8 protein-coding genes are annotated in these 14,237 nt (G+C 40.1%); all 8 read right to left on the bottom strand.

Features of this window, described 5'->3' with window-relative positions:
• Positions 1-320: 320 nt before the first annotated feature.
• Positions 321-2,960, bottom strand: a complete 2,640-nt coding sequence (locus AC0L7T_RS08110; protein ID WP_473342043.1) for a PAS domain S-box protein — start codon at positions 2,958-2,960, stop codon at positions 321-323.
• 326 nt (positions 2,961-3,286) lie between these two features.
• Entirely contained in the window at positions 3,287-3,847 is a 561-nt protein-coding gene (locus AC0L7T_RS08105; RefSeq protein ID WP_473342042.1) for a DsrE family protein, read from the bottom strand.
• 305 nt (positions 3,848-4,152) lie between these two features.
• Positions 4,153-4,644, bottom strand: a complete 492-nt coding sequence (locus AC0L7T_RS08100; protein ID WP_473342041.1) for a CIA30 family protein — start codon at positions 4,642-4,644, stop codon at positions 4,153-4,155.
• A 783-nt stretch (positions 4,645-5,427) separates the two neighbouring features.
• Positions 5,428-6,669: a polysaccharide deacetylase family protein gene (locus AC0L7T_RS08095; protein ID WP_473342040.1), complete on the bottom strand. Its 1,242-nt coding sequence runs from the start codon at positions 6,667-6,669 to the stop codon at positions 5,428-5,430.
• A 15-nt stretch (positions 6,670-6,684) separates the two neighbouring features.
• Entirely contained in the window at positions 6,685-8,040 is a 1,356-nt protein-coding gene (locus tag AC0L7T_RS08090; RefSeq protein ID WP_473342039.1) for a neutral/alkaline non-lysosomal ceramidase N-terminal domain-containing protein, read from the bottom strand.
• A complete protein-coding gene (locus AC0L7T_RS08085; RefSeq protein ID WP_473342038.1) occupies positions 8,040-9,419 on the bottom strand; it encodes a hypothetical protein in 1,380 nt (459 codons plus the stop codon). Before AC0L7T_RS08085 ends, AC0L7T_RS08090 begins: the two co-directional genes overlap by 1 nt.
• 133 nt (positions 9,420-9,552) lie before the next feature.
• Entirely contained in the window at positions 9,553-12,576 is a 3,024-nt protein-coding gene (locus AC0L7T_RS08080) for a PVC-type heme-binding CxxCH protein (protein ID WP_473342037.1), read from the bottom strand.
• A gap of 47 nt (positions 12,577-12,623) precedes the next feature.
• Positions 12,624-14,207, bottom strand: a complete 1,584-nt coding sequence (locus AC0L7T_RS08075) for a SusD/RagB family nutrient-binding outer membrane lipoprotein (protein WP_473342036.1) — start codon at positions 14,205-14,207, stop codon at positions 12,624-12,626.
• Positions 14,208-14,237: the final 30 nt, after the last annotated feature.

The raw sequence follows: 14,237 nt of genomic DNA, 5'->3' as shown, positions 1-14,237 counted from the left end.
ATCTAAATTAACTGAAGGCTTTCCGACTGGACTTCATACATCTTAATTCCCTTACCCCTCAACTAGATAACCTATGTTGCTTGCTTACAGATCCTCAGAATAAATGGGACATAACTGGATTTTATTATGAAATGAAGGACTTATTTAACTGATTCAAATAGTTTTTAAGATTAAGGTTTCAAAAACCAACTTATCAAAGAATTTACAATTTAACGCAATCAGATGGATCTCGTATTTTGTTTGGTGGAATTGACCGATTGTTCAGCGCACTCGAAAAAGTGATAAATATTCTTTAGGTACAACTAAGCTTTTTTGCCCCTTCATAATGTTTGCTGACTGGTATGAACAATTTTTCTAATAACTTCATCTAATTCAGCAGCTGAAGTAATAATATGATTTATAATATATTTTTTTTCATTTTCATCCAATAAATAGGAATCACCCTTTAGCAATTCCACCAATCCCATTATTCGTGCAAGAGGAGCACGCACTCCATGAGATTGCATCCATGCAATTTTTTTAAATTTCTCATTTTGTGCTTCAATGGCTTGAATATGTTTATTTCGTTGGGTAATGTCTGTTACTAATATTAACTCGGCCTTCTTTCCTTGGTAAGACAAACCATTACTTTGTATTTCAACAATTATTTCTTGCCCACTCTTCTTTTTATGTATGTACTCACCACGGGAATAGTTCTTTTCCTTTTGTAGTAGTTCTTTGATGACCAATTCTAATTTTGGAATTTCTGATTTGGGCCTTATTTCTCTTATAGTCATCTTCATAAACTCCTCATAAGAATACCCATAGTGCCTAATGGCTGCTTTATTGACATTCAGAAATTTTAAAGTGATCATATCATATACCCACATAGGCTGCGGGCTAAGCTGAAACAGATTAGAATAACGTTGTTCGGATTCTTTTAGGTCTTTTTCATGTTGAATTCTGTCGGTAATATCCAGGCCTAAAGATTGCATTTCCGAGGGTTCTCCATCGGCATTTAATACACAAACGAAATCCCAAAGGGTATTAACAACCCCACCAAACCTATTTGGTTTATCGATTTCAATTTTAAATACCTTCCCAGGTTCGGCAACGCATTTGCCAACTAATTCCAGGACCTTTTGATGGTGGTATTCCAGAATGGATAACAAACTATTATTCCCCAAAATTTCTCCCTCTGGGTAAACCCAACCAAATTCTTCAACAAATTTTTTATTTACATAGGTGTAATTACCATTCATATCGGTCCGAAGCACATAATTGGTTTGTGATTCGTAAAGACCACGATAGTAAGCCTCACTCTTTTTTAATTTTTCTTCGGTAAGGATTCGTTCTGTAACATCTTTTGAATTGGCCACGATCCCTCCAATCGTTGGATCCTCTATAAGGTTAGTAAAAATTGTTTCTATCCATCGCCATGAACCATCAGCATGTCTAAACCTAAATGGTTCGATCATGAGTTGTTTTTTATGTTTTAAGCTTAAAATACCCATCAAAACAGCTTCTCTATAATCAGGATGAATGTATTCTAAGGCATTTTTACCAATGAATTCTTCTGGAGTAATCCCCAAAACACTTGTAGAGGTAGGGCTTACATAATGGTAATTGGCTTCTAAGTCAAGAATGGCAATCAAATCAGAGCCATTTTGTATCAGGCCTCTAAATCTTTTTTCACTTTGCACAATCTCTAGTTCAGCCTCTTTTTGAAGTGTATTATCAAGAATAATAGCGTCCCAAATGATACTACCATCATCTAAACGGGAAGGGCTTCCTGAGCCTTTATGCCAGCGAGTTTTCCCATTAGGGTGGTAATATGACCATTCGTGCTCCCAAAAGCTTAAGTCTTCAGCGGATTTTTGAATAGTTAAAAGGAATGCTTCCAGATCATTCTTTTCAAATCTTTCCCAAATTAAATTATTGTTCTGCATAACCTCCTGAGCAGAAAATCCCCAAAGATTTTTGGCGCCATTGCTTAACAATTGCACCTCATCATTGCCATCTGGATAGCGCTTATAGCGAAATACCGCTCCAGGAATATTATTGGTTATTGTTTTAAATTGGGATTCGGTATTTTTGCGCTCCGTGATATCCGTATGCATTCCTGCCATAAGTAGCGGTTGACCATCCGCTGCCCAATTCACAACTTTTCCTATATCATGCACCCAAACAGTAAATCCCTTTTTGTGTACAAAGCGATATTCCCCTTCATAAAAGTCGGTTTTTTTATCAAGACAAGCTGTGGCCTTTTCATTAATATCGGCTAAATCCTTAGGATATAAAAGCGTTTGAAATTTACCAAAGTCAAGTGGTTCAAGTTCCTCTAGGGAATAGCCTAACATTTCTGCCCAGCGTTCATTTATGGTAACCCTTCCACTAGGAATATCCCACTCCCAAGTGCCTACATTTGTGGCACTGATAAGGTTATTTAGTCGCAACGTTTCAACAGAAAGATTTTCACCAATTTGCTTAAGGTCTAACCGGTTTTTGCGAAGCTCAAAAAGATGAACCACCTGATTGGCTAGAGATTTTAAAGCTTCTACTTGTTTTGCCTCCAGCTTACGAGGCTTATTATCCAAAATGCAAAGCGTTCCCAGAGCATTTCCATCTTTACTTAACAATGGCATTCCTGCATAAAAAACAATATGCGGTTTACCCGTTACCAATAGATTATCTTTAAAGCGCTCATCTTTACGAACATCTTCCACAATAAAAATTTTGTGAGGCTCCTTAATCGCCTGAGCACAAAATGATCGCTCAATGGGCGTTTCAGTATTGGCTATTCCATGATGTGATTTAAAAACCAGTCGGGTATTTGTAACAAGAGAAATCAGAGAGATTGGAGTGTCACAGATTAAAGCTGCCAGACTGGTTATATCATCATATTCTTTTTCAGGCAACGAGTCCAAAAGTTGCAATGAATTAAGCTCTTTCAATGTATTATATTCAAACCCGTTTGACATTAGCACCAATTTTTACAGACTTTGAGGCTTGTTTAAAAGTTAAACCTATCCTGCTACAACAGGAAGTCAGCAAAAACTACCGATTTTACCCAAATTATCCTACCACTTCATAATAAAACATAAAACTATGCAAAAAAATCCACATCATCAATGCATTGGTAAGACGATATTTCCTCTCTTGCTTTTGAAAAGCACAGTATTAATCTGCAAATATTTGCATTTAACAAAAAAATGGGATAAATCTCCTATAACTTAATGGTATCACTTTACCTCAGCATGATTGATAACTTTAATCGACGCATTGTATTTTATTTAATGTACTTAGTTCAAAATTTAATCAAGCCATAATTATTGCTTTGGTATACGGTTAACACTGTCATAGCGGATAAACCTACTTTTACCTCTGGCAGTAAATCTTCTTTACTGTATCCTCTAGACATCATTGATTGCCCACAGATATAAATCCCTACCCCCATATCAGAAAGGGTCTTGATCAATTCTTTATTGGGGTTTTCTACATTGTATTTCGCTTTATAGGCCTCGGATGACAATACATCTTTTGTAGATCCCCCATGTACAACAAAAGCCAGGTGTATATTTTCTTTTGGTATTCCGGAACGAACATGCATATTATAATAACGGTGCAAGCTTGAAATAATTGAGTTCTGCTGACTTGGGTCTGTTTGGTCTCTGTCCACATCAAATACCGCTTTGTATTCTTGGGTGGTATCTAGCGGAAAATCCACATTATCTATGGAATAGACAGGCCCAAAATCATTGAAAACAGGTCCAGTTGATGATTTAACATTTTGCCCGAAAGACGGGCACACATAAACAAAAACAATGGCTAAAAGGAATAGCTGACAAGGTTTTAATAGTTTTTTCATAAGGTAATTTAATTCCAATTTTCAATGTATAGCCTCATAGCTATAGCACTAGGTAGCCTATTCCAATAGCCCATCCAAAAAGAGCAGAAAACAGCAATTACAATTAATAGGTGCTTTTCTTTCATTAAAAGATTTTAAGTTATAAAAAAAAGCCAGACTATCAATAAAAAACCAATTATGATTTTAACCAGAAATATCAAGTAGGGAATTTATTCTCTGTTGTACCTTTACTTTTTGAAAAATTAAGGTTGAAAAATTCTCTTTCGTACTAAAACTAAAACTCGGTGTAGGCTCATTGCCAGGTTTTATTTCAACACAATATTATCTACCTGTAGTTTGAAATTTTCTTCCTTTTTATTTCCAATTAAAAAAGTAATCTCTTCGAAAAAATCTTGGCGAAAATTCGACTGATCAAGTCGTCGTCCACGGAAAGACGGGTACATTTCTTCAAGCGGAAAGGTAATTTCCTGCCAGTCTCCTGTGGTGGAAAAAGGCGCGATGTAAGAATAGTAATCTTGAGAATTCGCTTTTATCCTAAATTGATAATTCTTACCATCTCCACGAAGTTTAATAATAACCTTGGAAAATTCCTTAACTGCCAATTTTTGAAATCTGTAACGAACAGCCGAAAACCCTCCATTATTGTCCAAAGAGATACGGCCTTCGAAAACTCCATGACCATCGTCATTCAAAGTAAAAGTTCCAGAGGAATTACCCCCCATTACAACATCATCAACAATTGTCCAGCCCTGAATGTCTGACTTTTTGTTAAAATCAAAGATTATTATCGAGTTCATTGAAACAAATAAGATTATGGTGCAAAAGAAGTATTTCATATTAACAATGCTTCAACCCAAGTAAAGAACTGTTTACTTAAACTAATGTTCGAACCGAGCTTTTGCAGCTTCACTATTGTTGGAGAATCCTAAGGATACGAAAAGGTCTTAAAAAAAGAATACAGCTTGATATTCTTGCGATTGCAACACTTCCCGTAAACACGGGAAATCCTAATACATAATCCGGGTTTAATTTATTATTTTGGCTATTCTCTATTATAAAAATTTATCCTCTCCCCATTTCGCTGGGTTATTTATAATATAGTTTTGAATATTTTTAAACGATTGTGCATCGCGAAGGATATGATCGTAAAAACGGGATTGCCAACCAAATTCAAAACCCAACCGGTTGGCATGTTTGGTTACGGCTGATTTGTAGGATCCCACTATAGATGAAATGGGATTTTTTCCCTGATTTTGAAAATGATTTTGACCTATCGTTTTTTCGGATTCGGATCAGGGTCCAGAAACCGGTTCCGAATCCAAATGTATGGCCAAGGCATGCCTTGGCCATACATTTGGATTCGTGTTTTTATCCCCGTTTGATACCATGTAGGGATTATTCAAAAATAAAATACCATGTAAATGATTTGGCATTAACACAAATTCCCCTAATACGAGGTGCTTTGCATGATTCTTTATTTCATGCCAAAACGCATTTGCTAACACAGCAATTTTGGACAACTTAATTGTCCTGATTTTAAACTGAGGTTTAATCAATGAATAACAAGGGCAAAAACCGATTTACTTTTTAACAGGCACCAGTGTCAAAGCTTTTAAATCCATTAAAGCACCTTCATCAAAAGCCTCTCCCGAAGCCACTATTAGCCGGTTATAATCTTCATCTAATGACAATTCGCCAACTTTTATTTTTTTGAAGGTCTCCCATGATCCAGAAGGTTTTACTATGCCCTTAATGGTTTGCCCACCGGAAGTCAGCATAAAAGGTTTACCAGCTTCCTCATCTGAAACAGACCATTCCATCCAGACTTCATACCTGCCTTTCTTAGGCAGGTCCAGGTCCCATTCTACTCTATCCTTAGCTCTAAACCAACCGAAGGCATTCCACTCAGGCATGTATTGGATATCAGGACCTATACCTCTTGCCTTCTCAGCAGGAAGATAAACCGTTTCATTATCTACCGGCCTGGTAATTCCGGGAATATTTAGGTTTCCCTCCATCTCAGCTCGCTTTTCTTTTACATATTTGGCAACTGTTCCTACCGGTGCAATCCAAATTCCATTGGCAGGGTCATTGGCATATTCACAAAGCTTTCTCAACATACTCAAGTAAGTAGTCTGGTTGCCTTCGGTCCCATTTTCATGACCGGCAAGCACCAACCATTTTCTGTCTTTACCAGCAGCTTCGATAATTGGCAATATCTCTTCAAAGGACATATTGTCCATTTCCATTCCTGTAAGCTGAGCCATATCAGCATAATAAGGATCAACTGGGGCTTCATCTTTCCAACCTCTTCCTGAAAGAAACATCTCAGAAATTAATGGGACATAACTTTTTGTTCCCTCTCCCTTTCCTACAAATGACAAACCGCATGGATAAGCAAAAACCTCTGGTCTCACTCCTAATAATCGCTCTACTTCATCATTAGTATCCATCAATTCTTTTCGCATCCGTTTTAAGGTATAATCTTCCAAAGCTTCACTTCTGGACCATCCGAAATTCCCAGTACAAGGATGATTCAAAGAGTGATTGCCAATCTCATGACCTGTTTCCACCACCATCTTCCAACCTGGAAGATCTCGTTCCATACTTGCAGGCACCACATAAAAGGTAGCTTTTACCCCATACTCATTTAATAGGGTTGCTCCTGGGTCTGGATTGCTCGCCCGTGCATCATCAAAACTTAAACTTATGGCCATTTTTTTTCCATCTGGCCATGGGAAATCCGGATTTTGTGCCCTTGCACTCAGGCCTCCAAAAACTAATAATACTATAATTGCGCTTACTGAAAATATTGACTTCATCTCAGGATTGGTTTATTATTTACTTTTTAATTCACTTTCCAAATAGGACAAAACTACCTCACCGAATCTGGTACCTGCACTTGGAACATATGGAGAAACCGTAGGTTCATAGCCTTTGTATTCCCACTCTTTTTCTGTGAGCATGTATCCTAGCCAACCATTGGTATAGCCATAATAGAAGGTATAAGGAAACGGAGAACGCTCCCTGACTTCATTTGAAATTTCACAGAACAACTCCAAAGGACTTGCCCAAATACCAATCTTATCATTGATATTGAGAAAACGAACAGGCAATTTGATTGTTTTAGCAGCTCCTTTTTCATCTACAATATAGTCATTCAAAGCTTCCGGCCACTTTAACCCTTCCTTCATAGGTGTCAAAAACTCCATCTCCGATGCAGAAAAAGAGACCTGGTCTTCATAGTTCAAAATATCATCATTGGCTGACAGGATTTTATCTCCCAAAAGCCTTCTGAATTGATTCATCCTTCCAGCCCTGGCATTCGGGTATACGCTGTATATCGGAGCTATATTTCCCGCTGCACCATTTATAAACAGCATAGGAGCTCCAGATTTCTCCTCGACATATTTCGATACTACTCCCTGAACATCACCGCTTACTTGCAAATTCTCCCCACCCATTACGGTACCGTGAATGGCATAATTGGCCACAGTAACCATTAATCGATGGTCTTCTTTATGTACAATTTTTAAAACGCCTATTCTCCTGTCCACGGGTCCATCAGGATCCATCCCCAAAAAAGCTTTGTCATCAATGTCCTTGGCCCTTCGATTTATATTGGCGGAGGAATGCCCCCAGCCAACACCCAGACTAGCAGGAGCCAGTTCTTTTATTCCCCTTTCGATTCCAGCCAATAATTTGGTAGTCACCAAATCAGTGTAGTTGGTATCAATAGGATGCGTATATCGCTCTCCCATAAAAGCCTCAGGGAGTCCAGGAGCACCAACTTCAGGTGCGGAATGGGTATGCGTTACTGACCACCAAAAATTATTGCGGGCTATTCCAAACTTTTGCTCCACCAATTTTGCCACCTGGTCATAGGTTGCTGGAGAAAGTACACATATATCTGTGGACACCAGTGCAAAAGTAGACACACCATCATCTAGTATTAGAATTTGATGGAAAATACTATCTAAAATCCCCTCAGATAGCCGCGCACCATATCCTAATAGTTGTTTGGGAACTTTCGGGGTAATATTTTCCTTGACCACGGCAGCCCTAAAATCTCCAGCAAAAGAAGTTGGAATGGAAAGCAGAAGGGCAAAAACAAGAACCGCCAAACAGGACAATGCCCTACTCTTTTGGTCCTGTATAAAAGTCATTGGTCGCTTCAGTTTGGATAAACGCATCACTTACTTGATTTAGGTAAAATTGAATATATACCATTCATGATTTTATCTTCCACATCCTCTGTAAATTTCGAGGGTTTCTCATAACCAATCATGGCTGTTTCTGCTTCATATCCCCCCTCTCTCAGTATTCTGAGGGATGGAATATAACAGGGCATGTCATTTGAATAAGCATTTACCCACACTCTGTCTTCACCCAATTCCTGCTTTAGTCGCAGGGCATAGTCGACCACCACTTCGCCAGCCAAAAATACCATGACCAAATCTTTTCCAAAATCCCAAACCTGAATGGGATAATTGATTTTCTCTGGAATATCACCACTTCTTGCCATTCTACCAAGCAATAATCGTGAATAGTTACTTGTCCTACCTGCCCCTTTAGCATCTTCAGCTAACTTTTTAGGATCAGGCATGTTGGCAAAAGTAAGTTCCACATATTTCATTTTACCTTCAGGCAGTTGACGAATTCCTTTCCAGGTTTCATCGGCAAGCAATCGATTTACCTCATCAGCAATCTGTTTTCCCTGGTCTTTGGCATAAACCAAATCCATCTCAGGATTTTCCCTGTTCATGCGTGGCGAAGAATTCTGATCTGCTCCACAACCAATCACGACCATGGCCATGGCTCCTTCATGCAAGTTCTCCTCCACCTGAATCTGGGCTTCACCTACCCAATCTCCATGGGCCACATTGTTTTTTGGGCCTAAGGTAACCGCATGGCAGGCATAATTTAGCATCACTGCTTTTGTCTTTCCTTCAAGATCCGTAATTCTCATTACCGGCAAAGAATGGTCTGACACCCCATTTGGGTTTATGGACGTCCTCCGGTTGACCGCAAAATTCACCTCTCCTTTGGCATGGGAGACCAAGGAAGGGGCAGCATTCGCTATGGCATCTATTGCCACGCCTTTTAACTTTGGAACCAGTCCCATGGCAAATAGCGAAATCTCTGCTAATTCGTCTGGGTCTAACGGTTTATTAAAATGCGAAACAATATTTCCAATTTGCGGACCACTATGCGTGTGAGAAGCACAAATGGAAAGATTGGCAGGGGATATACCTATCTCTTTTGCAAGTGCATCCTTTACCCTTTCTGTGACCCTATGAGGAATACCCAGCAAGTCTACAGTTATAATTATCCGATACCCTTTTTTTTCATCTCCAAAAGCCATTGCTTTGGCCCATAACTCGTGTTGAACTCCTTCAAACGGAAAGTCCCTACTGGAGTAACCCGTTAAACGAACCGGCGTTTCTGGAGTAATGGACACACGTGCCAAACCTACATTCAATGGTTTTGGAGCAGCTCCAAAACCATTCAGCTGCAAGGCAGCAAAAGCCAACAGCGACAGAATTAATCGTTTAATTTTTATCAATTTCATTTTCTTGGGTTATTTGAGAAATATATTGATCTCGAATTAGGCAAAAGCAATGCTATTATTTGGAAATGTCCTTCCTTACTAATTCCATTACCTAATCCGAGTTAATGCGTATATGATCGTATTCTAAAATCCTTTATTCTGCTTTTCGGATATAAGCCAACAAATCAGCCATTTCCTGGAGCGAAATACTTTGCTCCAGGCCTGTAGGCATGGCCGACATTTCTATTAATTTCAACGCCTTAATATTTGTCCTGGAAATGCTCTTGTTTAATCCTCCTGAATTACTAAGATTGATGGCCGTAGGTGTTTCCGAGGAAATTAGCCCCTGCAGGAGCTCACCATTTTGCAATTCTACTTCCCAAAGGTCATAACCATCCGCTATCGACAAATTGGGGTTAAGAATATCACTCATGATACTGGCAGCACGTCTATTTTTCAGGGAAGAAAGGTCTGGCCCAAAAGCGAGCCCCTGCTCTTCCCCCATTTGGTGGCAAATGGCACAATTCTTCTGAAAAACTAAAGCTCCTGCATCAATGGTACCATTTAGCTCCAGTGCGGGTTGGTAGTTGGCAATGATTTTTTCACTCTCTCCTTCCGGCCGGGTCAAAATGGCCCTGGCTCTCAACCTGAGCGTTTCATCCTTGTTGGCCATTAAGCCCACACTTCTTCTCCAACCAATGCTTGTCTTTTGAACCAAGCCATTTTCGAGTGCTCCCAATAGAACCGCAATTCTTTCCCCATTCATCATCATCGCACTAATGGCAGCATCTCTCAATTCGGGAGTAAAGCTTACCCAGCGGTCGATCACCAATTGGGACAAGGAATTGTCCTCTGATTTACTTAAGGTACGGAAAGCAGCCAATTGAACAGGAAGTGGTTCACTTGCCTCCACCAAACCTACTAGCATGTCCTGGTATTCGGCTGTATTGGCCAAAGCCAAAAACCGAATACCCATACTTCTTTCTTCACCTGACAATGATTTGTTCAAAGCAATTGCTTTTGCCTTAGCCAAATCCTGTTCTTTTCCCACAACATTGTCCAACCCAATACCTTCTAATACCTGAATGGCCGCTCCTTTAACATCTGTTGAAGGATGCTCAAAAACACTTGTTGCCAATAGACCTGCTGCAGCGCCATGCGCTCCTTCCAGGTGTTTACTTTTTATTCCCTGTGCCAAACCACGTAAAAGCGCTGGCTGCCAATTGTATTCGTTTTGTGCATTTTTTCTGGTGGCCCTCTGCACCATGGTAAGAATCGCTTTCTCATCCATACTTGCGCCTACCATGGCCGCCAGTTTCTGCACCAAGCCATTATAAGCTGGTGTGGCAGTATATTGATTCAAAACAGGATCAATTAACCTACTACTTTCAGAAAAAGGTGCTGAAAGCGCTGCCAGTTGTACCCACTTATCGTCAATATCCTTAAACAATAGTTCCTTTCGAGCCTGAAAAGCACTTTCAGTTTCAATGTACCCAAGGGTTTGCATCAGTTGGAACCTAACTTTTGGATCAGGGTCATTTTTCAATGCCAGTAACTGTGGTTCAAGGTCAGCTGAATGCGTTAAGAACAAAGCTGACAATTTCACCGCATTTTCCCGAACGCCTGCAACAGGGTCTTTTAAGGAACTTGCCAGTGTTTCCTGATCCAGTGCTCCAATTCCCTGTAAAGTCCATAAGGCATGGAGCCGACCCATTGGACTTTCTCCAGAGACCGCAAGTTCTTTTAAGGCAGGTATCAGACTTTCCGGATGCTGGTCCACTATCATTCGCTGGGCATTCATTCTCCACCAGGCGTTCTTATGGGACAGCATACTAAGCAAATCCTCCGGAGATGCTGTACCCAAAGACAATTTATCGGTCCAATCTATGGGCGAAGTGCCTTTTGGTGTAATGCGGTAAATTCTACCCTGCTCTGTACCATTGTACAAAGCCCCAGATTCAACCACCTCTTCAGACATCCATTCAGGATGTTCTATAATCTGACGGTAATAATCGAGAATATACAAGGCTCCATCTGGACCGACATAGGCATTAACTGGTCGAAACCAAGCATCCGTAGAAGCCAAGAATTCCTTATCGGGATGCTCTCGAGAGGCTTTATACCCTGTACCATCCTCCTTGACAAAATCCACATGTACTAAATTACTTACTGGTTCTGACACAAAGGTGGCTTGATTGTACCGCTCTGGAAAAGAAGCTCCCAAGTATGCCGTCAATCCGCAAGCAGAGGTCATTACGCCTAAGTCTGTCAACAATTGATGTTGGGGATTGATGGTTATTGGAAAAACTTCAGCACCACTGCCATGATCAGAGGAGGACTGGGTTACTTCTGTAATCACCAGGTAGGGATTTCTGTCCAGGTATTCTGCAGAAAGCACTTCCTGTATAATATGATTGCTATTGTTTAGCAAAAACCTGTGGCCAAATTCATTGGCAGTATGTCCAAACTGGGTTCGACTACTCAGCAGTTCCAAGTCGTAGGTATCCGGTTTAAACCTGACACTTCTACCCCCAGCATTTTGGGACAATCTGTTGACATTTGGTTTTTCAGGATAATAAACATCTGTCCCCCTATCGCCAAGTAAGTCTTCATAAATGGTAGTAGTAACTGCTGGTTCGTGACCCAGATAAATCCAGTTGTCCAGCGCCAGTTTAGGGCTATTAACATTGTGTTGGGGGTTAGAAAGCGCAAACCCTGTTAAGAGGGTTTGCTTGATATCTGCCTTTCCGTCTCCATCACTGTCTTCCAGGTAGTAAACATTGGGCGGATCTGTTACTATAAGGCCTTGTTTCCAGCGCATGATCCCAGTAGGCATCACTAGACTATCTGCAAAAACGACACTTTCATCCATTATACCATCACCATCAGTATCTGACAAGCGTTTCACTTTGCCAGATCCACTGAGGTCCAATGGATAGCCATGCATTTCTACAACATATAGTCTACCATGCTCATCTATTACCATATCCACTGGATCTGCCACAAGTGGTTCACCTGCAATAAGCTCTATCTGAAAATCATCTTCTAAGACAAAGGTCGACAAGGCATTTTCAAGCGATCTATCTTCAGTGGCTGACTTTGGCTGGCAAGCATAAAACACCAGCCCAAGGCCCAATACAAAGGTGGGTATGCGAAGAGGGTAAAATAAGACTTTCATCGCCGGTAAACACAAATTCCTTTTTAGCATATCAAATTTTAATTTGTTCAATCTACATCCCACCACAGAGGTGTATAAATATTATCCTCGCCATTGAGGTACAAACCAACTGCTTCATCCACAGAAGACTGGCTACTATTCGTGATAGAAGTAGGGTAATTTATTCTTTTTATAAATTCTCCTCCTGAGAAGTCACTGTAATTAACAGCAACAGGATAAAGCTTAGGATAACCCGTTCTTCTAAATTCCGACCAGGCCTCTTGACCATCTGGATACATGGCTATCCATTTCTGGGTAATGATTCTTTCAAGCTTCCTCTCAAATATATCATTATCTTCCCATTTTATGGTAATATCAGACAAGGGTTCTATATTATTTAGAGGATTATTTGGATCAACATAGGGCAACTGGGAACCAGTACTATTCTCCAAGTACTCCTCTACTCCTCCAACACCATTTGCACCGAATGATACCCTCACTCCTTCCTCATAGAAATCCTTGGCCGTTCCACCCATATTCCAACCTCTAAGCGCTCCTTCAGCACGAAGGAAAAAGCTTTCGGCTACATCCATAACTTTCACATATGGATTTCCAAAAAAGTTTACTTGAGAAAAACCAAGGTAAGGTTTGGCACCGAAAATAGCTCCAGAACGAACACCTTTAATTTGACCGTTGAGTTCTGGATCAGAGGCAGGCACAGCGTACAAAGGCAATCTAGGATCATTATAACCTCCAAGTATAGTTTCAACTACTGCGTTAATGCGTGTTTCTTGCCAGGCTGAAGTTATTGTTTCCAATGGATGTATGCTACCTGTCGACATTTCAAATGAACCATCAGCAGCTGTCAAAACTCCACCATCTGCCAAGGCACTTTCAGCTTCCAATTTTGCTCTATCAGGGTTAACTTTTGAAATTCTTATCGCCAGCCTTAACCTTAATGTATTCGCTACCCTTACCCACACTGCATAATCGCCTGCATACCTGGATTTGTCGAATTTTGCGTACCTCACCTTGTCTGCATCAGGATTTGCGGCTTCCGCTTCACGTAAAACATCTACGGCCTCCTTTAACTCTTTAAAAAACACATCATAGGCTTCTTCTACTGAATCAAAGCTAACATCACTGGACTCACCATATTTTGAGTAAGGGATTGGGCCAAAAATATCTGCCAATCTGTGGCCTGCAAAAGTTTTAAAAATAACGCCTAAAGCATAAAGATCCGGATAGTCTTGATCAAAACCTCTTTTCTTCATCATCAACCATTGATCCAATACTTTTTGGGAAGGCACCAACCAAATCTGATTGTTCCAGCTATCTACCATGGCATAGGTTCCATTGTTTCTATTGTCAAAAAACGGTGCTGGTAAACTCATGTACCCACCATAATTGTCTGCATTAAGGTTTTGTTGCATTTCAATACGCCAGGTAGTAAGCACATCCATTATGCTTAGCTGCATACCTGGAAGGGATACCCCACCTTCATTTGCATCATGTCTTAATAATTCATCTGTAATAAGTTTTTGATCCTGATTAAGGTCCTGCATGTACTCCACACAGGATATTGATAAAAACAGGAAGCATGCCATAATAATGGCATTTATAGATTTTATATTAGGGATATAATTTTTCATTTTTTTATATTTTAGTTGACATACTCAGGA

This window comes from Cyclobacterium sp. 10D3-21 (genome assembly GCF_055809755.1).
This window is presented reverse-complemented; position numbering and strand designations above follow the sequence as displayed.